Origin of the sequence: Nocardia puris (genome assembly GCF_003315035.1) — a bacterium.
Classification (GTDB): Bacteria; Actinomycetota; Actinomycetes; order Mycobacteriales; family Mycobacteriaceae; genus Nocardia; species Nocardia puris.
Genome location: NZ_QNRE01000002.1, coordinates 759,880 through 778,429 on the forward strand (window position 1 = coordinate 759,880; position 18,550 = coordinate 778,429).

An 18,550-nucleotide genomic window follows, 5' to 3' on the forward strand; every position below is an offset into this window, starting at 1 on the left:
TCTGGCGGACCGCAGCGAGCAGCCGGGAGCATCCAATGGAGCAGGCTCTGGTCACCGATCCGCCCGACGACACCGCAGGCCGGGCGACGGCTCTGCTGCGGCCCGGCCTGCTCGCGTTCGGCGGCCCGATCCGCCCCACCGACCTGCACGCCCACCACACCGTGCAGGTGCTCGTCGCCCGCACCCCGGTCACGGTGATGGACGCGAGCGGCGTGCGCCACCGCGGCACCCGCGTCGTGGTGCCCGCCGACGCGCCGCACCGCATCGAGACGGCCGCCGAGGGCGCCGCGCTGTACCTGGACCCCGAGACCGCGGCGGGCGCGAGCGCCGACCGTCGCGCCCACCACGGCGGCTGGGCCGAGGACGCCGCACCCCTGCCCGCCGAACTCGCCGCCGCGCCGCTGGCCGATCAGGTGGCCGTGATCGTGCGCGAACTGCGTTCCGGCGCACCGGGTTCCGCGGGCCCGCGGCACAGCGCGGTGCTCGAGGCGCTGCGCCTGCTGCCGACGCTGGTCACCGACCGCACCGTCCGGGGCGCGGACGTGGCCGCCCGGGTGGGCCTGTCCCCCGCGCGCCTGTCGCACCTTTTCGCCGATCAGGTCGGCCTGCCCCTGCGTCCCTACATGCTGTGGCTGCGCCTGCGCGTCGCCATCGGCCGGTTCCGCAGCGGCGACGATCTCGCGACCGCCGCCCGCGCCGCGGGCTTCGACGACGGCACCCAGCTCACCCGCACCTGCAAGCGCACCTTCGGCCTCACGCCCGCCGCGCTGCACCGCCCCGAGCAGTGGGATCTCGGCGAGGCCGAACCCGGCCGGTAGGCTCGGCGGCATGCTCTCCCGGGTCCGGCTCGCGACGTTCGCGGTCTTCGCGTGCCTCGCACCGGTCCTCGCGCTGCTCGCGGCGCCGATGTCCGAGCACGCCGCGCTCGCCGCACTGGGTGTGCTGGCGGCCGCCGTCGTCACGCTGGTGTCGGTGCGCGGCGTCCGGCTGCCCGCCCGCGCCGCGTGGGCCGGCCCGCCGCCCTCGGCCCGTCGCCGCAGGCGGGGCACCTATCTGCGGCAGAGCAATCCGGACACGCCGGGCCGCCCGCGGCCACGAGCTCCGGGACTGGTCACCGGCTGAGCACCCCCGCGCGGGGTGGTTCGGCCGAGTCGCCGTGACCCAGTCCCCGTACGTGCGCGCGCACGTCTCACCGAATCAGGTGTACCCCCATGCTCGATATCGTCTACTACCCTGTCTCCGCCGTGCTGAAGGCATGGCATTCCCTGTTCGCGCTCGCCTTCGGCCCGGCGTCGGCCGTCGCGTGGGTGCTCGCGATCGTGTTCCTGGTGATCACCTTCCGCGCCGCGCTGATCCCGGTCGCGCTGCGCCAGACGCGCACCCAGGCGGCGATGCTGCGGCTGCGGCCCCGCGTCGACGCACTGAAGGCGAAGTACCCCGATGATCCGCGCACGCTCGCCACCGAAACCCAAGCCCTGTACCGGGAGCAGGGCGTGCGGCCGCTGGCCGGGTGCCTGCCGCTGCTGGGGCAGGCGCTGGTGTTCTTCGGGTTGTTCCACGTGCTGCGCTCATTCGACCGCACCCACGCCGTGGGGCAGCTGCCGTTCCAGGCGACGGCGGCGCCGATGTCGGCCGAACAGAACGCGCGGACGCCGAACTACCTCTTCGAGGCCGACGGCGTGCGCGCCTTCCTCGACGCCCATGTCTTCGGCGCGCCGCTCTCGGCCACCCTGGCCGGGCAGCCGACGGTGCCGATGATGCTGGTGGCGGGCGCGCTCGTGCTCGCCGCCGCCGTCGCCACCCACTTCACCGCCCGGGGCGCGGCGGCCCGGCAGACCGCCGCGCAACCCGCACTGCTGACCACCCTCACGCTCTGGGTCTTCCCGGCCGGGTTGCTGATCGGCGGGCCGCTGCTGCCGGTGGCGATTCTGGTGTACTGGGTCGCGAACAACGGGTGGACGCTCGGGCAGCAGTACCTCGTGCACCGGCGGGTGGACGCCGAAACCGCCGTCGCGGCACCTGTTTCCGCGTCGAGGGCGACCGCTCCGAAACCCGGTGCGAAACCGGTGCGCGGCCAGCGGACTCAGACCACGCGGCGGGCCCGCAAGTAGTGTTTCGCGCCGAGCAGCTGGAGGGCCTGCCGCACACCGAACGGCGCCCACGAGGCCGAACGGTCCTCCAGCACGGCCGGATCGATGAGCTCGACGGTGCGACCCTTGGTCTCGAGCGCGAACTCGCCCGCCGCGAGGACGTTCTTGACCCACTCCGAGTCGATGCCGTAGGTGAGCGCGATCCGGAATTCGCCCTCGGCCTCGAACGCCCACACCGGGGTGCGATAGGCGCGGCCCGAGTGGCGGCCCGCGTGCCGGACGACGGCCAGCACCGGCACCTTGCCCGCCACCAGGCCCGCGATCGGATTGGTCACCTGCCGGTTGAACGACGCCAACGCGCGGGGCAGCACCATCGCAAGGTCCTCTCTACCGGGTGGGGTGCGCAGCCCAGGGTACCCTCGAGCCGTGTCAGCCCCGCAGAGTCCGCCGCCCGCCGCGCGGGAGACGATCGCCGTCTACGACGGCGCCGGGCGCCCCGTGGGGGCGGCCGCCCGCGGCGACGTCTACCGCGACGGGCTCTGGCACGCGAGCGCGGGCGTGCTGGTCCGCTCCGGGGACGGCGAACGCCTCTACGTGCACCGCCGCACCGATACGAAGCTGGTGGGCGCGGGCGCGCACGACTGCCTCGCCGGCGGTGTGGTGGCGCCGGGCGAGACGCCCGAGGTCACCGCCGTGCGGGAACTCGCCGAGGAGCTCGGGATCGAGGCGCCCGCGAGCGCGGTGCGGCCGCTCGGGAGTATCGCGTGGGAGGGCGCGTGGGACGGGCTGGACATGCGCTGCCACCTGTTCGCCTACGAACTGCGCTATGACGGCCCGATCCGGCACCAGCCCGAGGAGATCGCCGACGGATGGTGGTGGACCGACGCGCAACTGCGCGCGCATCTGGCTCTCCCGGACTGGCCGTTCGTGCCCGACACCCGGGCGCTGATCGAGACACTGCTCGCCTGAGCAGGTGCCTCGCCGGCGCGGCGCGGGCACCGCACGCCGGCTACCCCGACGACGCGCTCGACGCCGCCCACGCCGCGAAGGCGCCGGGGTTGCGCGTCTGCAACAGCACCCGGCCGGGGCCGACGAAGTCGAACACGAAGCCCTCGCCCGACTTCAGCGACTGGATGGACCGGCCCGACACCGCGCGGCGGATGGAGAAGTTCATCGCCAGGTCGTAGGCCACCACGTGGCCGGTGTCGATGGTGATCGGCTCGCCGGGCTGCAGGTCGATCACGTCGATCGCGCCGAACACGCCCACCACGACCTCGCCCTCGCCGTGCGCGCGCAGGCCGAAACCGCCCTCGCCGCCGAACAGGTTCGCGAAGCCGCCCCACTTGCTCTCGATCTGGACGCCGTAGGAGTTGGCGATCCAGCCGCCGCGGCTGATGAAGAACGGGCGATCCGGGCTGATCTGCAGGTTGAGCATGTCGCCGGGCAGCGCGGGCGCCACGTCCACCCAGCCGCCCTGCTGCGGTGCGGTGAACGTGGAGACGAAAAACGATTCGCCCGCCAGCACCGAGCGCTTGAGCCCGGCCAGGATGCCGCCCTCCGCCTTGGCCTGCAGTGTGACTCCCGCCGAGTGCGCGACCATCGCGCCGCTCTCGACCCGCATCGGTTCGCCACCCGCGAGGAAGCACCGCGCGACGGCGGAGGCGGGATTGTGGCGCAACTGTACCTTCATGCCGCCGACCCTACCGCGCGCGAGTGTCGGGCAGGCGGCGGCGAATTCGGCGCGGCGCGGGCGCGGTTCAGCCCAGGGTGCGCAGCGCTTCGTCGGTGCGCGCCACCACCGCGCCGCCGTCGGCGGTGAGCACGATCGGGCGCTGGATGAGCTTGGGATGCGCGGCCAGCGCCTCGATCCAGCGTTCGCGGTCGGCGGGGGTGCGGCCCCACGACGCCAGGCCCAGGTCCTTCGCGACCGGCTCACCGGTGCGGGTGATGTCCCACGGTTCGGCGCCCAGCCTGGCGAGCACCGCGCGCAGTTCGTCGGCTGTGGGCGGATCGTCGAGGTAGCGGCGCACCCGGTATTCGACGCCCGCCCCGTCCAGATGCGCGGTGGCCGCGCGGCTCTTGCCGCAGCGCGGGTTGTGCCAGATCTCGGTCTGCTCGGAGGTCATGGAATCAGCCAACCACATGGTGTTCCGTGCGCGGCCCGGTGCGCGCCCTTGACCTTGACGCGGCGTCATAGTCGAGACTCGAGTCATGCGGATCAGCGACGTCGCCCGCGCGGCGGGCACCACACCGAGAGCCGTCCGGCACTACCACCGGCTGGGCTTGCTGGCCGAGCCCGCGCGCAAGGCCAACGGCTACCGCGACTACACCGCGGCGGATCTGGCCCGGCTGCTGCGCATCCGGTGGCTCGCCGAGAACGGTCTGCCGCTCGGGTCGGTGGCCGCCGTGCTGGCCGAGGGCCGCGACGGCGAGGCCGACGACGACATCCGCGCCGATCTGCGGGCCCTGGTCGCGGGCTGCGAACGCGATATCGCCGTGCTCACCCGCAAGCGCGACCGGCTGCACCGGATGCTCGAATCCGCCACGCGCGGCGGCACTCTCACCGCGCTGCCGGACGAGGTCGTGGACGCGTTCGAGCGGGTCCGCGCGAGCACCACCGATCCGCGCCAGGTGCGCGCGTTGCAGCAGGAACGGGATCTGCTCGAGGTGCTCGCCGTCTCGGGCGCGGTGCCGGAGGAGATGCTGATCCCCGTCACCACCGTGCTGGAAGACGACGGCCTCCGCCACACCTACCTGCGCTTCCTCGGCGAGTGGGAGTCGTTGCGCGGCAAGCCGGTCGCCGAGTGCGAGCCCCGGATCGCCGCGCTGGCCGCCGAACTCGCGGAGCTGCTGCGCGAGCGGTTCACCCCCGAGATGTTCGCGACGCGGGCGGAGGAAGCCGACGGCCTGTCGGTGGAGGATCTGATCCCCGATCCCGCCCAGCGCGCGGTGATCGTGCGCGGCGCGCGGGCACTGTGGGAGTCGTGATGGCGGGAGTCGTGATGCGAAACCTGCTGCGCCCCTATCGATCCCTGTGGATGTGGCTGCGCGGTCGCACGGATCGGCCCGACGGTCCGGTGTTCCCCTCCGCCAAGGGCACGCTGGGCCTGCCCGCCGCGTTCGCCGTGGCGACGATGATCGAGATCGGCGTGGTGCACTTCCTGGTGCCGTGGCCGTGGCTGAACCTCACCCTCGCGGCGCTGTCGGTATGGTCGCTGGTGCTGCTCTTCGGCGTGGTCGCCACCGACGTCGTCCACCCGCACCACCTCGCGGGCGACACCGTGGTGTTGCGCCGCTCCGGTCGCGTGGTCGCCGCGATCCCCGTGGCCGACCTCGCCGCCGTCACGGCCCGCGCCCGCTACGACAAGACCTCGCCCGAAGTGGACGGCGACACCCTGCACCTGCCCACCCAGGACGGCGCCAATATCGCGCTCTCCCTGCACAACCCGGTGGAGGCCCGGCTTTCCGGCCGCGCACCCACGGCGCAGGTGACCGCCGTCAGCCTCCGCGTGGACGACCCGGATCGCATGGTCCGCATCCTGCGCGAGGCCGCGAAACCCCTTACAGATGCATGAGATTCGGCCAGGTCTCCGGCCAGGGGTGGCGCAGGCCGGTCGCGACCCACACCGTGACGTTCTGGGTGCTGCCCGGGAAGCCGAGCCGGCTGTCCACCTTCGTGAGCGCTTCGACACGTTCGAAGTTCCAGCGCAGGAAGTCCTCGTCGACGCCCACCGCCAGGACGGCGGTGGCGTCGTCGGGCGGCGTGCCGAAATAGCCGTAGCCGCGGCTCGGGCTGTAGATCGCGGGCAGTTCGTGGCGGGCGAACTGGTCGAGAGCGCTTGCCTGCCAATAGGTGTCGGTCACCACCACGACGTCCTCCCGTTCGGCCGGGGTGAGCTTCGCGTAGGCGGCCGTGACGCCGTCGACCAGTTCGGGCCAGCCGAACTGCCCGTAGACGTCGATATTGAGCGCGGCCTCGGTGTCGTCGATCGGGGGCGCGATGTCCTCGGGCGACTGCCACGGCGTCGCCCACAGCACGAACACCACCGACCCCACCGTCAGCACGGTGCCGCCCGCCGTCAGGAACCTTCGTACGAAAGGCCGTGACTCGGTAGCCAGTTCGACCAATCCGACCGCACCCGCCGCCAGCACCACGCCGTACATGCCCGCCATGTAGTAGACCCGGCCGCCGACGATCAGAAACACCAGCGTGACCAGCAGGAACGCCACGCCGAGGAACCGGTACTCGCGCAGCGAGGGATTCCGCAGCAGCGCCCACACCCCGTACACCAGCACCACCGCGCCCAGCGTGCCCGCCGTGAGCACCGCCAGCGGAACGAACATCAGCCTGCCGCCGAGGATGTCCTGCTCACCGCTGATCACCCCGCCCATGCGCAGCTGCGGCCAGTCGTGCCGCGCCTGCCAGATCAGCGTCGGCAGTGTCGCGAGCACCACGAGCGCGCCGCCCACCCACAGCAGCGGGCGCCGCACCAGGTCGCGCGGCCCGAACACCAGCGCCGACGCCGCCACCGCGAGCCAGAAGAACGGAATCAGCCATTTCACCTGCATGTCCACGGCGGTCACCAGCGCCGCCGCGAGCAACAGCCCGTCGCGGCGGGTCCGCACCCAGCGCACGACGCACCAGGTGATCACCACCCACATCACCGTGTCCACCGCGTTGGTGGTCAGCAACTTGCCCTGGAGGAGCAGAAACGGCGAGGTCGCGTACGCGGTGGCCGCCAGCATCTGGGCCGTCCGGCCGCCGCCGAGTTCCCTGGCCACCAGCCCGGTGAGCACCACGGCCAGCACCGTCAGCGCGACGGCCGGCAGGCGCAGTGCGAAGTACGAATCGGGTGCGAGCGCGTCCATGAGGCGGGCCAGCATCGGCAGCACCGGCCCCTGATCGGCGTACCCGAACGACGGATGCCGCCCCGCCGCAAGGAAATACAGCTCGTCGCCGAAGTAGTCGTAGCGGCTCGCCGCGAACGCCAGCACCGCCGTCGACGCCGCGGCCACCGCGCTCAGCCCGCCCGTCGCCACCGGCGGCCGCTCCCCCACACCGGATTCCGCACGCACCCCGCTATCGCTCACACCGCTCCTCCACCGGCGCCTGGCCAGGCCCCGCTCAATACGTTCGCTCACGCCACTCCTCACGGATTCCGATAGCGTCGAATCTAGTGCCTCGTCAGGCAACGTTCGGTAGGTGAGGTTCCCCCGCCAGTGCTGATCGTGCCGAATCAGAGTGCGCATCAGTGGAATTCGCCAACAGTGTTCCTTCTGGGTCCAACGCCTCGAATCCATGCCTGTTGAAGTCGTGGATCACTTGCCGCACATACGATTCCGACACCTGCATCAGTTTCGCGATGAACCCGACCGGCTGGTGCCGCGCTGAGGCCATCACGACCACCGCCCGCCGCACCCGGATCGGCTGCTTGCTGCGCCGCGCGATCCGAGCAAGCTTGCGGCCCGCCTCCGGGGACACCGCTCTGACGAACACATCCGGCTTCCGAGTCACCGGCATCACCTGCACCGGCAGCATCACCGCTCAGCAGCCGATGATCAACCCGCCAGCCCGAACACCAGGGTTACCGCACCAACCTTCCTGGACACGGCACTAGCCGGGGAGTGCCACCGCGCCCGGCATTCCCGGTCGCCTCGGCCCCGACCGATCCGCGCCGGCGCGATCATACTGGTGACATCAGCGATGCGAACCCCGACGGCACACCGGCGACGACCGGGCCGAAACCGCTCTCCCGTTACCGATCCACCACGAATACGGTGGTGCGGACACTACTGAAGGTGCCGTGGCTCTCCCGCGTCATCGGCAAGCGATCGCTCACGCCGCACGTCGTCGACCGCGAATCCGGCACGGTCTACCAGGTCCCCCTCGCCCACACGCGCCACGGCGACACCCTCCTGATCGGCACCTCGTCCCGCCCGTGGGTCCGCAACCCGCGCCCCGCCCTCGGTCACCGTCATCCGCGGCCCGAACAGTTCGACCAGGTCGTCCACACCACCGAGGCCGACGTGTTGCGCCTGTTCGCGATCGTCGCGGGCGACAACAAGCCCCACGCCGAGTTCAACGGCATCGGGTTCGGTCCCGGCGGGTCACCGAACAAGGTATACCTGTACCAAACCTGGCAGTAGGGTGGTTGGTGGTGGAATTGACGCCGGTGCACGGGTAGCCGTCAGAGCATTGCCGTCGGCCACCACCGATCGAACAGGTCCCGCCTGGACGCGCCCTCGAGCACCGCCGCTCGCGGAAGTCCCAGCCCGGGCGGGGCACACTGGGCTTCACGCCGCCAGCAGTCGCTCAGGTCGTTCGCGGCGTCTCCGCCGAACACCCCCTCGTCGCCGCACACTACGTGCTCGTTGCCCGCGAATCTCTCACCGCGCGGAAAGCGAAGAGGCCGAGCCCCCTCGGAGACCCGGCCTCGCATCACGCGGAACACTCAGCTCGCGCTACCACTCCCCAGCAGCTGCTGAAGGGTCTTGAACAGGACGTCGGCCAGGAAATCCGAAGCGGATCCGGACATGGTGCTCCTCATCTCTACCACTGGCACGCACCCTGCCGGCGCGCCGCTATTCTGAAGCATGCACGATTCAGATTGTTCATGCGAGCGTTTCGAGAAACCGGAGATCGGATACAGGCCCCACCATCGCCAACACCAGGGCATCTACCTGCAATCATGTCGCTGGCGCTCGCACAGTGATACAGATCACCAACCCACTCCGGCTGGGCGCCCGCACTCAACCATCCCGTCCGCTCCCGCCTGACGATCACGCGGGGCAATCAGTTCGGCCGTACCGAACCATGCCACCTACCGTTCGAGTCAACGCCATCGGCAGCGCTCCCCGCGCGTCGAGCTCGAACTATCCCGTATCTATTCGTGATTCGAGGAGCAATGCCCCACGCTGCTGCGAGGACAGCTCGGACGGCCCCCGCTCGAGGGGCGCGAAGGCCGAGACCTGACGATCCGGGCCGCGGCCAAGGAGGTGCAGCTCAGCCACAACGCACGCCAACGGCTCGATGACTGCGCTCGCCGAAGTTCCCCACCTGTGCTCGTGGAAATTCCCCACCCGTGAGCGGTCCTGATTATAGGGGTTGCCGGTTCCCGGTGGTGGCGGCGGAGGTTGTCGGCGGTGGCTTGGTGGTCGCGGAGCCGGTAGGAGTCGCCGTCGAGGTTGATGACCATGGAGCGGTGTAGGAGCCGGTCCAGCAGGGCTGCGGCGACGGTGTTGTCGCCGAGTATTTCACCCCAGGATCCGACACCACGGTTGGTGGTGATCACGATCGAGGTTCTCAAATACCGTTGCGACACAACCTGAAACAGTGCTGCGGCTGCCTCGGCGGGTAGTGGCAGGTAGCCGGGTTCGTCGATGACGAGTAGTGCTGGTCCGGCGTAGAAACGCATGGTGGTGGCCCAGCGGCCCTCGATCGCGGCGCGGTGGCAGCGGGCGGCCAGGTCGGCGGCGGTGGTGAAGTAGGTGCGGTAGCCGGCGTGCGCGGCCGCCCTCGCGAGCCCGGTCGCCAGGTGTGTCCTCCCGGTGCCGGGCGTGCCGATGAGCAGGACGTGTCGCCGAAAGATTCTGCGCGGTCGCGTCTTCGAGGACCTGTGGCAGAGCTTCGGCGGCGGCATGCAGTTTCAGCGTGCCCAGATGCGATCGTAGTTGCTGGTAGCGGGTCGCGGTCTCGTCGGCGCCGACGGCCTTGGTGGCGCGGCCATCGGCGGTGGGCCGCAGCCGGGTGTCGCCCCGCAGGGAACAGAACTTGTCGAGCGAGGCTTGGGCCTGCTCGGGCGTCGTCTCGTCGGCGAGAGTGCACCACCAGCGTTGCGCAGCCGTGTGGTTGGCCTTCTCGACCACGCCCTTGCGGTTCCCGCGCCGTGGCGGGCAGATCGCGGGTGCGAACGCGTAATACTTCAGCACCGCGGCGAACGACGCGGTGACCTGCCCACTTGCCGGGTGGCAGACGGTGGACATGCGGTCGAACCGCCACGACCCGGTCACCCCGCCCAGGGCGCGGGCGACCCGGTCCAAGCCCTCGATCAGGTGCGGCTGATCAGTCGACGGCGCGAGATAGCCGCGCCAGCGGCCCGAATGGGAGAGGGATCCGACCAGCAGATGCGCGCATCCGCCCCACCCCCAAGCGTCGGGGGGATTCGGCAGATCCACCCAGTCCCACTGGGTTTCACCACCCGGTGCGTGCGGAATGACCGCGTTGGGCCGTTCGGTCGCGGTCCGGCAGGCCTGGTAGACCGGCCGCAGTCCCCGGGCGCGGATGTCGCGGGTCAGCGACTGATACGACAGCGGGAACCCGAGGGGTTCCAGCTCGTCCATCAGCGTTTGCGCCCACAGGTGTGGGTCCTCGGCCAGGCGAGCTGTCACGTAGTCGACGAACGGTTCGAACGGGTCGCGCCGATGCCGTTTCCGCGCGCCGGGGCTGCGTTCCCCGGCCAGATAGGCGCGGATCGTCTTACGGTCGCGGCCGGTGTGGCGGGCGATCTGGGAGATCGTCCAGCCTCGTGCGCGTAGGGCACTGATTTCCACATCTTCCTCACATGTCAACATGGAAAAGCGGGCCTCCTCCGAACGAAACTGCTGGTCAGGTGTGGTAACCACCAGCATCGGAGCAGGCCCGCCCTTCACGGCGGAGCCACACGGGGAAGTGGGGAATTTCGGTGAGCGTCAGTGGGGAAGTTCAGTGAGCATGGTCACCGCCGACCTCAATCGGTGAATCACATGCAGAACACCGAATCGCCACCCGGCCACCGTACAGGGCCACCTCGCCTTCCCGCCGAGTTCTACGCTCGCATACGCACCTCGGAGCATTGGCGGGATCCGACCTGCTGGATCGTGTTCTCGCACGTAGCGGGCGGACTATCGTGAGGGACGGCACCACTCTCGATCCCGAGGAGGTTTCCGATGACGAGGAAGGTCGCGGACTGTCGTCGGTTTCCCAGCGAATCCAACTGCACGCTCACCATCGCCGGTGAGGAAGAGGAAGTTTTGCAGGCCGCCTGCGAGCACGCGGTCTCGGTCCACAAACACCAGGACGGGCCGGAGTTGCGCGAACAACTCCGCAACATGCTCGAGGACGAGACGGTGACGACCTGATCCGGCGTCCCCGGTTCCAGCCGTCCCGCGTTCGCCAGCCCGATCCGTCGCACCTCACCGACACGATCCGCCACCCCGCCGGACCGACGATCCCCCACGCTTCCAGAACGTCGCTTCGCCGAAACCTGCAGGCATCCAACGACAAAGAGACCGGTTCCCGGTGGAACACGGTCTCTTCTCTTCATTCGGCGCCGTTTCGTGGAGCGCCGAGTTCACGCGCGGGGCCGGACCGCCCCCACGCGCCCGCTCAGCTCGCGCTGCCGCTGGCGAGCAGCTGGGTGATCAGTCGGAACAGGACATCGGCGGCGAACGCCGCAGCGGAACCGGTCATGGGAGCCTCCTCTACTCGGCAGCGCGGATCGGTCGACACCGCGCCCGTTGGGCATGCACGATCTCGAGGCACCAGGCAGCGCGAGCCAGGACGGGCGGCGACTCGGCTTCGGGGCAATCACCACCGCACCCAACTGCCGCCATGTCCGACAGAAACGGCCGATGCCGTTCATCACATCGCGCGGGTCACTACCATGCGAATTACGCATTCCGCCACTGACGAATTTTCGTCGGCGGAATCTCTTCCCTATCCCGCCGAACCGAGCAATCCAAACCACCGCCAAGCTGGCTGATATCGGTCGCCGACCTCAGCAGGCCGGTGGTAGTAGCAAGCTCGGATCAGGGCATCCGCTAGGCTTGCGACAGTCGCATGTCCGTTAGGGGGTCCTTTGTCGCAATCGTGGGACGGTCAGTTCGACGTCGTTCCCGCCGAAGTCTCCGATGCTGGTCGATTCGTCCAGTTGACAGCGCAAGAACTCGTGAACGGACTCCGCGCCATAGACGCAGATGTCGACAGGTTGCTCCGGAACTGGACCGGCAGCTCTGCCGCCGCGTATCGCGCAGGCTGGGATGAAACGCGCAAGGGCGCGGAGACCGTGCTGGAGTCCTTGGCGACGTTGGCTGAATTGCTGGGTGTGGTTGCTGACACTCACGTCGAGGTCGACACGCAACGCGCCTCGAATACCAGCTCACTGGACCTGCCGTAGGACCTCGGGGAGGAAACGTCAATGACCGATTCATACCGGGTGAACCTCGATGAACTCGAGGACATCTCAACGCAACTCACTGGCTTCGTCGGCTTCCTCACCGAGAGCATTGCCGGTATCCGGCAACGCACGTCCGGGCTCCAGTCCAGTTGGACCGGCCCCTCCGCCACCGCCGCCGACGAAGCGTTCACGAAATGGGTGAGCGGTGCCCAGGATGTCGCCGAGGGCATCGAGGCCATGCGTACCGCAGCGCTGGCGGCCCGGGACCGATACAACTCCGCCGTCGCGACGAACCTACGGATGCTCGGTCGCTCGACAGGTAGCGAGTCGTGACCGTTCTCGATGTGTCCGCGCAGACCTACTATGATGCGGCCGACATCTGCGCGAAGGCGTCCTTCGGCTACTTCGAAGCGTTCAAAACCGCGATGCGATCGTTCGGCGACACCACCAACATGGCCGGAAGCGTCGGCGACGGCAAGACTTGGGCCGAATCCTACGACCAGCAGTGCAGAGACATATACACAATGTCGATCGACATGGTCGTAGCACTCGACGGATACGCCCAGGTTCTCAAACAGGCCGGGTACAACCACGCCCTCGCCGACCATGACCCGAACTCCGGCACACCGGAGCCCGCTGCTCCCAACTTGAATCCGTCGTTCACCCTATCTCCGCAGGAACTCGTCTCGCTCCTCGTGCCCCCTTCGGCTGGCGGACCAGGGCGCGGGCTCGTCGACGACGGGCTCGAGCTGGCTGTGAAAGTCGGGATACCCATTCCCGACGGGGACACCGCCAAATTGTCACGCTCCGGAGATGTTTGGCACAACCTGGCCAACAATGCCTCCGTCACAGCAGCACCGAGCGAACTCGAACGCGCCGCCGTGCTGTTCGAACAGGTCACCTCGCCGGACGCGAACTTCATCGATGAAGACCTCCGCCAACTCAAAACGGCCGCGAGCGATCTCGGCGGCGCGTACGGCGAGCTCGCTCAGGCCTGTCGTGACCAGAAGACAGCCCATGACGAGCTCCGAGAAGACCTCAGGCAGCTGTGCGAACAACTCGCAACAGAGATCGCCACTGAGGTCGCGGTCAACCTCGCCCTGTCCGTGGTCGCGTCCGCTGTCAGCTTCGGAGTCGGCGCTGCCGCGGTGGCTGCCAAGACAGCCGTCGCGGTCGCGAGGATCATCGACAAGTTCGTTGACCTGATCAAGGCGGCCGTCAAAGCGGCGAAGCTCCGGACCGCAGTCGCGATCGAGCGAGCCGGCGCCAGAACCAGGGAAATAATTCAGCGCATCAAGGAACTCACGACAGAGCTCATAGATAAACTGAAGAGGTCAGTATTCAAGCCGAAGAACTTACAAGACCTTTTCGAGAATGGGCGAACACCAAAAGCAAGCGAGCTTGAGAAGTATGCCCTGGAGCAGGGTTGGACTAAATCGCAGACGCCGAATGGACCTCCGAAATACACCGATGAAAACGGCATTGTCAGAATGACGATCAAGAAGGGCAGCAGCCGAGCCCCCGGAAGTCAGGATCCGCACGTCGAGCTCAGAAATGCCAACGGGGAACGAATCGACCCGTTCGGTAATACCGTAGACAGACGAAGCCCCGGGAATCACACTCCTATCGATTGGGATTGGCAATGACGCGCGACTACACGCACTATCCGGACCTGGCGGCCATCTACCTCGAGGACAGCTACGTTCTCGGCATATCAGAGGAACCCGGCGAAGTGAGGTTCGAGCTCGACGCAGTACTCACACCAGAGCATCCGAGGTACCACGCTCCGCCGCCGGGTGAACAGTACTGCTACGCCCGTGGCGATCTGGTGTTCGCCGAGGTGACAAAGGTCGAATGGGTTACACGTTCCGCGGAGATCTACACCGACGCATCGGGCGAAGAAGACATGGGGAACATCGATTCGCTGGTGAACGAGGACGGTGTCTTCTCGGTGGAGGGAGATTGGGGTCGGGTGCGCATCTGGAGCGGAACCGACCTCCGGTTTGTCATGTCGGGGGAACCTCGGAGTCCGGCTGAGGGCGCTTCCTCGTAGACGCGAACGGGGCAGGGAAACGGCGAGGCCGCGCAGCCCGTGAGATGCGCCGGTCAGCCCCACGACAATCCACGCTCTCCCAGTGGGATGATGGGAGAACAGTGGTGAAGGTAGTTGGGCACAGGGCCTGTTCCGACGCCACCGCCGAGGTCGATCCGTGGATACCGATGAAGGTCTCGTGGTCACCCCGGTCCACGGCTGATCTGCTCTATCTCCGAATCTCCGGGCGCTCAGGTGGTGAGGTCGAGTTCAAGGTGGATCTGGAGACAGGGATGCTGACCTCGGCGATCGTTCTGGTCGCCCCGCCAGCGTCGGAGGCACTGGTCCCATCGGGATACGAGAAGATTTCCGAAGGCGCGGTGCCTGTGCTCGATCTCGGCATCTGGCGGCAGAGAGATGCCGATCGATTGCGGCACGGATCTGTGGTCGAAATTCAGGAAGACCTGGGATTCGTCGCCGACGGACAGGAAATCCGGCTACGGTTCGGCGGGCGTAAACCGTCGTCGATCATCCAATGCGGGCCGGTTCGAGTTGGGGTCAGCGATCATGGCGACCTCGCAGAAATAGGTGCCGCAGTCGACATCCACCCGTAGAACGCAGAGCGCATGGACCGATGCCGAGATCGCCGTAACCGCCGTGGAACTCGGCACGTGCGATTCCCAGGCATGATCACTGTCGCCGGTGCCGCCTTCGCGCGCGCGACCCAGTACGCCCGTATCCGGCCGATGGAGGACGACGCACGAATCGTCGTGCGCGCTCACCCGCGATTCGCCGTAGCCGTCACCGGATAGCCGTCCGCCCGGAAAAGCCCGAGGGCCGCGCACCCGGTGAGATGCGCGGCCCTCGACGACTCGATTACAGGTACTGACCCGTGTTCGACTCGGTGTCGATCGCCCGGCTCGCGCTGGCGTTCTTGCCGGTGACCAGGGTGCGGATGTAGACGATCCGCTCGCCCTTCTTGCCCGAGATGCGGGCCCAGTCATCGGGATTCGTGGTGTTGGGCAGGTCCTCGTTCTCGGAGAACTCGTCCACGATCGAATCGTAGAGATGCTGGATGCGCAGGCCCGGGTTGCCGGTGTCCAGGACGGCCTTGATGGCGTACTTCTTGGCCCGGTCCACGATGTTCTGGATCATGGCGCCGGAGTTGAAGTCCTTGAAGTACAGGACTTCCTTGTCACCGTTGGCGTAGGTGACCTCCAGGAAGCGGTTGTCCTCGCTCTCGGCGTACATCCGCTCCACCACGCGCTCGATCATGGCGCGGATGCAGGCGACGCGGTCGCCGCCGAACTCGGCGAGATCGTCGGCGTGCAGCGGCAGGTCCGCGGTGAGGTACTTGGAGAAGATGTCCTGCGCCGATTCCGCGTCGGGCCGCTCGATCTTGATCTTCACGTCCAGGCGGCCGGGCCGCAGGATCGCGGGGTCGATCATGTCCTCGCGGTTGGAGGCGCCGATCACGATGACGTTCTCCAGGCCCTCGACGCCGTCGATCTCCGAAAGCAGCTGCGGCACAACGGTGGTCTCCACATCGGAGGAGACACCGGAACCGCGGGTGCGGAAGATCGAGTCCATCTCGTCGAAGAACACGATCACCGGCGTGCCCTCAGAGGCCTTCTCGCGCGCCCGCTGGAAGATGATCCGGATGTGGCGCTCGGTCTCACCGACGAACTTGTTGAGCAGCTCGGGGCCCTTGATGTTCAGGAAGAACGACTTGGCTTCCTTGGCGTCCTCACCGCGCGCCTCCGCGATCTTCTTGGCCAGCGAGTTGGCCACCGCCTTGGCGATGAGCGTCTTACCGCAGCCGGGCGGACCGTAGAGCAGCACGCCCTTGGGCGGGCGCAGCGCGTATTCGCGGAACAGATCCTTGTGCAGGAACGGCAGTTCCACCGCGTCGCGGATCTGCTCGATCTGCCTGCCGAGACCGCCGATGTCGCCGTAGTCCACGTCGGGCACCTCTTCGAGCACGAGGTCCTCGACCTCGGCCTTGGGGATGCGCTCGAAGGCGAAGCCGGCCTTGGTGTCGACGAGCAGCGAGTCGCCGGGGCGCAGCTTGCGGATGGGGGCGTCGGGATCCTCCAGATCGTCGACCTCGGCGACCTTGGCCAGCGGCGCCGACAGCCAGACCACGCGCTCCTCGTCGGCGTGTCCGACGACGAGGGCGCGGCGGCCGTCGTCGAGGATCTCGCGCAGCGTGCCGATCTCACCGACCGAATCGAAGTTGCCCGCCTCGACCACGGTGAGCGCCTCGTTGAGGCGCACGGTCTGGCCGTACTCGAGCGTGGTGGTGTCGATGTTCGGCGAGCAGGTGAGCCGCATCTTGCGGCCCGAGGTGAACACGTCGACGGTCTGATCGTCGAACACGCCGATCAGGACACCGTAGCCGCTCGGAGGCTGGCCGAGCCGATCGACCTCCTCGCGCAGCGCGACCAGCTGCTGGCGCGCCTCCTTGAGGGTGTCCATCAGCTTCGTGTTGCGAATGGTCAGCGAATCGATGCGGGCTTCCAATTCCCGTGCGCGATCCGGTGAATCGGCCAGTTGCCTTCGGAGCGCAGCCGCCTCGGCGCGTACCGCCTCGAGCTCTCTCCAGGCCGCCGAATCCGAATTCTCGATGGGGCTCATGTGCTGCTCCTCCCAGTCCCGGTCTATCAACGCTACCGGGCGCGAACCGTTCTCGCTGTCCGACATGGTTTCGTGGTGATCACATCTGTGCTGCGATCGACGGCCGATGGACCATGTTAGCCTGCCCTAACCCGACACGTGGCGCGGTCTGTCGCCACACGAAACCGAAAGGTTGCTCACATGTTCCTCCCTGCCAGGACACTGCGTGTTTCCGTGGCTACCGCCGCAGCGGCGCTCGCCGTTACTGTCGGCCTGACCGCCTGCGGCTCGGACGACTCCGACAGCGATGCCGGCGCGACCACCACGACCAGCGCCGCCGCCACGACCACCGCCGAGGCAGCCGAGGGCGCGCCCACCGCCGAGGAACTGCAGGCCACCCTGGATCTGGTCGCCGATCCGGCCAAGACCACCCCCGAGAAGACCGCTGTCATCGTCAACGGTGAGCAGCGCGCCGCGAACATCGACCAGATGAACGCCGCGCTGGCCGGCTACGGCACCCTGACCTTCGCCGTCTCCGACATCGTGGTGACCGGCGAGTCCGCCACCGCCCAGGTGGTCATCACCGCGCCGCAGGGCACCGCCCCCGCGATGCCCATGACCTGGGAGCGCGTCGACGGCACCTGGAAGCTGTCCGACCTCACCGCGTGCACCCTGCTCCAGTTCGCCCAGGCGCCCTGTCAGTAAGGCGCGCGCCGGCGTGACAGCGTCCGCGTGGGGGTGATCCCCGCACGGGCGCTGTCGGCCGCTCAGCCCTTCGAGGGCCGCCGCTGCGGCTTGGGGGTGACCGTGCCCTCGGCCAGGCGCCGCGCGCTCACCAGGAAGGCAGTGTGGCCCTGCATACGGTGTTCGGGGCGCACGGCCAAGCCCACCACGTGCCACGGGCGCACCAGCGACTCCCAGGAGCGCGGCTCGGTCCAGCACTCCTGCTCGCGCAGCGCCTCCACCACCTTCGACAGCTGGGTCACCGTCGCCACGTAGACGATGAGCACGCCGCCGGGCACCAGCGCCTTCGACACGGTCGGCAGCGCGTCCCAGGGGGCCAGCATGTCCAGCACCACGCGGTCGACCCGCTCGCCGGCGTAGTCGGCCACGTCGCCGACGGTGAGCGACCAGTTCGCGGGGCGTTCGCCGAAGAACGTCTCGACATTGCGTACGGCGTGCTCGGCGTGATCCTCGCGGATCTCGTAGGAGAGCACTTCGCCCTCGGGACCCACCGCGCGCAGCAGTGAGCAGGTCAGCGCCCCGGAGCCCGCGCCGGCCTCCAGCACCCGCGCGCCGGGGAACACATCGCCCTCGTGCACGATCTGCGCCGCGTCCTTCGGGTAGATGACGGCCGCGCCGCGCGGCATGGACAACACGTAGTCGACCAGCAGCGGCCGCAGCGCCAGATACGGGGTGCCGTTGGTGGACTGCACGACGCTGCCCTCGTCGGCGCCGATGAGGGCGTCGTGCTTGATCCCGCCGCGATGGGTGTGGAACTCCTTGCCCGGTTCCAGCACCACCGTGTACAGGCGGCCCTTGGCATCGGTCAGCTGCACCCGGTCCCCGAGGGTGAATGGCCCGGTCCGTCTGGCCGTCATGAATCTCCGTTCCGCTGCTCGTGTCTGGTTCGGCTCCGGCGTGTCGGTGCCGCCGGA

Annotated in this window: 21 protein-coding genes and 1 pseudogene; 14 read left to right on the forward strand and 8 right to left on the reverse strand. The window is 68.5% G+C overall.

Annotation, left to right across the window (positions count from 1 at the left end; translation table 11 throughout):
- Window positions 1-35: 35 nt before the first annotated feature.
- From DFR74_RS09185 to yidC, 3 genes are all read left to right on the forward strand, one after another.
- Window positions 36-818 (forward strand): AraC family transcriptional regulator, encoded by a 783-nt coding sequence (locus DFR74_RS09185; protein ID WP_067512196.1) that lies wholly within the window; start codon window positions 36-38, stop codon window positions 816-818.
- Between the two features lie 10 nt (window positions 819-828).
- Window positions 829-1,122 carry a DUF6412 domain-containing protein gene (locus DFR74_RS09190; RefSeq protein ID WP_067512198.1) on the forward strand — a complete coding sequence of 98 codons (294 nt, stop codon included), beginning with the start codon at window positions 829-831 and terminating at the stop codon, window positions 1,120-1,122.
- Window positions 1,123-1,211: 89 nt separating this feature from the next.
- Window positions 1,212-2,111 (forward strand): membrane protein insertase YidC, encoded by a 900-nt coding sequence (gene yidC / locus DFR74_RS09195; RefSeq protein ID WP_067512200.1) that lies wholly within the window; start codon window positions 1,212-1,214, stop codon window positions 2,109-2,111.
- Here the strand turns inward: yidC and DFR74_RS09200 are convergent.
- Window positions 2,084-2,464, reverse strand: a complete 381-nt coding sequence (locus DFR74_RS09200; RefSeq protein ID WP_067512202.1) for a nitroreductase/quinone reductase family protein — start codon at window positions 2,462-2,464, stop codon at window positions 2,084-2,086. The two genes, yidC and DFR74_RS09200, sit on opposite strands and share 28 nt — an antisense overlap.
- Before the next feature lie 52 nt (window positions 2,465-2,516).
- Here DFR74_RS09200 and DFR74_RS09205 point away from each other — a divergent pair, with 52 nt between their 5' ends.
- Window positions 2,517-3,059: an NUDIX domain-containing protein gene (locus DFR74_RS09205; protein ID WP_067512204.1), complete on the forward strand. Its 543-nt coding sequence runs from the start codon at window positions 2,517-2,519 to the stop codon at window positions 3,057-3,059.
- A 40-nt stretch (window positions 3,060-3,099) separates the two neighbouring features.
- Here DFR74_RS09205 and DFR74_RS09210 read toward each other — a convergent pair whose 3' ends face one another.
- Complete coding sequence (locus DFR74_RS09210) at window positions 3,100-3,780, reverse strand: TIGR00266 family protein (protein WP_067512206.1); 681 nt, start codon at window positions 3,778-3,780, stop codon at window positions 3,100-3,102.
- Window positions 3,781-3,847: 67 nt separating this feature from the next.
- Window positions 3,848-4,216, reverse strand: a complete 369-nt coding sequence (locus DFR74_RS09215) for an arsenate reductase family protein (protein ID WP_067512208.1) — start codon at window positions 4,214-4,216, stop codon at window positions 3,848-3,850.
- An 85-nt stretch (window positions 4,217-4,301) separates the two neighbouring features.
- On the opposite strand from DFR74_RS09215, the gene DFR74_RS09220 reads away from it, so the two are divergent.
- Together DFR74_RS09220 and DFR74_RS09225 are read left to right on the forward strand one after the other, a co-directional pair.
- A complete protein-coding gene (locus tag DFR74_RS09220; protein WP_067512209.1) occupies window positions 4,302-5,078 on the forward strand; it encodes a MerR family transcriptional regulator in 777 nt (258 codons plus the stop codon).
- Complete coding sequence (locus DFR74_RS09225) at window positions 5,078-5,665, forward strand: hypothetical protein (RefSeq protein WP_067512211.1); 588 nt, start codon at window positions 5,078-5,080, stop codon at window positions 5,663-5,665. The genes DFR74_RS09220 and DFR74_RS09225 overlap by 1 nt, the downstream gene beginning before the upstream one ends.
- Here the strand turns inward: DFR74_RS09225 and DFR74_RS09230 are convergent.
- Together DFR74_RS09230 and DFR74_RS09235 are read right to left on the reverse strand one after the other, a co-directional pair.
- Complete coding sequence (locus DFR74_RS09230; protein ID WP_232331849.1) at window positions 5,652-7,181, reverse strand: glycosyltransferase family 39 protein; 1,530 nt, start codon at window positions 7,179-7,181, stop codon at window positions 5,652-5,654. The two genes, DFR74_RS09225 and DFR74_RS09230, sit on opposite strands and share 14 nt — an antisense overlap.
- Window positions 7,182-7,275: 94 nt before the next feature.
- Window positions 7,276-7,629: a helix-turn-helix domain-containing protein gene (locus DFR74_RS09235; protein WP_232331851.1), complete on the reverse strand. Its 354-nt coding sequence runs from the start codon at window positions 7,627-7,629 to the stop codon at window positions 7,276-7,278.
- A gap of 242 nt (window positions 7,630-7,871) precedes the next feature.
- On the opposite strand from DFR74_RS09235, the gene DFR74_RS09240 reads away from it, so the two are divergent.
- A complete protein-coding gene (locus DFR74_RS09240; protein ID WP_067512266.1) occupies window positions 7,872-8,237 on the forward strand; it encodes a hypothetical protein in 366 nt (121 codons plus the stop codon).
- Window positions 8,238-9,186: 949 nt separating this feature from the next.
- On the opposite strand, the pseudogene DFR74_RS37040 reads toward DFR74_RS09240, so the two are convergent.
- Window positions 9,187-9,833: pseudogene (locus DFR74_RS37040) on the reverse strand (ATP-binding protein).
- A 1,182-nt stretch (window positions 9,834-11,015) separates the two neighbouring features.
- Here DFR74_RS37040 and DFR74_RS09250 point away from each other — a divergent pair.
- The 6 genes from DFR74_RS09250 (at window position 11,016) to DFR74_RS09275 (ending at window position 14,890) form a co-directional block, all read left to right on the forward strand.
- Window positions 11,016-11,207, forward strand: a complete 192-nt coding sequence (locus DFR74_RS09250) for a DUF1059 domain-containing protein (RefSeq protein WP_067512215.1) — start codon at window positions 11,016-11,018, stop codon at window positions 11,205-11,207.
- A 719-nt stretch (window positions 11,208-11,926) separates the two neighbouring features.
- Complete coding sequence (locus DFR74_RS09255) at window positions 11,927-12,244, forward strand: WXG100 family type VII secretion target (RefSeq protein WP_067512217.1); 318 nt, start codon at window positions 11,927-11,929, stop codon at window positions 12,242-12,244.
- A gap of 21 nt (window positions 12,245-12,265) precedes the next feature.
- Window positions 12,266-12,577 (forward strand): WXG100 family type VII secretion target, encoded by a 312-nt coding sequence (locus tag DFR74_RS09260; RefSeq protein ID WP_084537993.1) that lies wholly within the window; start codon window positions 12,266-12,268, stop codon window positions 12,575-12,577.
- Complete coding sequence (locus tag DFR74_RS37045; RefSeq protein WP_067512222.1) at window positions 12,574-13,890, forward strand: hypothetical protein; 1,317 nt, start codon at window positions 12,574-12,576, stop codon at window positions 13,888-13,890. Before DFR74_RS09260 ends, DFR74_RS37045 begins: the two co-directional genes overlap by 4 nt.
- A complete protein-coding gene (locus DFR74_RS09270) occupies window positions 13,887-14,297 on the forward strand; it encodes a hypothetical protein (protein WP_067512224.1) in 411 nt (136 codons plus the stop codon). The genes DFR74_RS37045 and DFR74_RS09270 overlap by 4 nt, the downstream gene beginning before the upstream one ends.
- A gap of 104 nt (window positions 14,298-14,401) precedes the next feature.
- Window positions 14,402-14,890: a hypothetical protein gene (locus DFR74_RS09275; protein WP_147265765.1), complete on the forward strand. Its 489-nt coding sequence runs from the start codon at window positions 14,402-14,404 to the stop codon at window positions 14,888-14,890.
- 262 nt (window positions 14,891-15,152) lie between these two features.
- Here DFR74_RS09275 and arc read toward each other — a convergent pair whose 3' ends face one another.
- Entirely contained in the window at window positions 15,153-16,913 is a 1,761-nt protein-coding gene (gene arc / locus DFR74_RS09280; RefSeq protein WP_067512268.1) for a proteasome ATPase, read from the reverse strand.
- A 213-nt stretch (window positions 16,914-17,126) separates the two neighbouring features.
- Here arc and DFR74_RS09285 point away from each other — a divergent pair, with 213 nt between their 5' ends.
- Window positions 17,127-17,597, forward strand: a complete 471-nt coding sequence (locus DFR74_RS09285) for a nuclear transport factor 2 family protein (protein ID WP_232331850.1) — start codon at window positions 17,127-17,129, stop codon at window positions 17,595-17,597.
- A gap of 62 nt (window positions 17,598-17,659) precedes the next feature.
- On the opposite strand, the gene DFR74_RS09290 is transcribed toward DFR74_RS09285, so the two are convergent.
- The gene (locus DFR74_RS09290; protein WP_067512230.1) at window positions 17,660-18,493 is read right to left on the reverse strand and encodes a tRNA (adenine-N1)-methyltransferase; all 834 of its coding nucleotides are present in this window, start codon (window positions 18,491-18,493) and stop codon (window positions 17,660-17,662) included.
- Between the last annotated feature and the right edge of the window lie 57 nt (window positions 18,494-18,550).

Coding starts and splice junctions, on each gene's coding strand:
- DFR74_RS09185 (WP_067512196.1), top strand. CDS start 36: ATGGAGCAGGCTCTGGTCACCGATCCGCCCGACGACACCGCAGGCCGG.
- DFR74_RS09190 (WP_067512198.1), top strand. CDS start 829: ATGCTCTCCCGGGTCCGGCTCGCGACGTTCGCGGTCTTCGCGTGCCTC.
- yidC (WP_067512200.1), top strand. CDS start 1,212: ATGCTCGATATCGTCTACTACCCTGTCTCCGCCGTGCTGAAGGCATGG.
- DFR74_RS09200 (WP_067512202.1), bottom strand. CDS start 2,464: ATGGTGCTGCCCCGCGCGTTGGCGTCGTTCAACCGGCAGGTGACCAAT.
- DFR74_RS09210 (WP_067512206.1), bottom strand. CDS start 3,780: ATGAAGGTACAGTTGCGCCACAATCCCGCCTCCGCCGTCGCGCGGTGC.
- DFR74_RS09215 (WP_067512208.1), bottom strand. CDS start 4,216: ATGACCTCCGAGCAGACCGAGATCTGGCACAACCCGCGCTGCGGCAAG.
- DFR74_RS09220 (WP_067512209.1), top strand. CDS start 4,302: ATGCGGATCAGCGACGTCGCCCGCGCGGCGGGCACCACACCGAGAGCC.
- DFR74_RS09225 (WP_067512211.1), top strand. CDS start 5,078: ATGGCGGGAGTCGTGATGCGAAACCTGCTGCGCCCCTATCGATCCCTG.
- DFR74_RS09235 (WP_232331851.1), bottom strand. CDS start 7,629: ATGCTGCCGGTGCAGGTGATGCCGGTGACTCGGAAGCCGGATGTGTTC.
- DFR74_RS09250 (WP_067512215.1), top strand. CDS start 11,016: ATGACGAGGAAGGTCGCGGACTGTCGTCGGTTTCCCAGCGAATCCAAC.
- DFR74_RS09260 (WP_084537993.1), top strand. CDS start 12,266: ATGACCGATTCATACCGGGTGAACCTCGATGAACTCGAGGACATCTCA.
- DFR74_RS09270 (WP_067512224.1), top strand. CDS start 13,887: ATGACGCGCGACTACACGCACTATCCGGACCTGGCGGCCATCTACCTC.
- arc (WP_067512268.1), bottom strand. CDS start 16,913: ATGAGCCCCATCGAGAATTCGGATTCGGCGGCCTGGAGAGAGCTCGAG.
- DFR74_RS09290 (WP_067512230.1), bottom strand. CDS start 18,493: ATGACGGCCAGACGGACCGGGCCATTCACCCTCGGGGACCGGGTGCAG.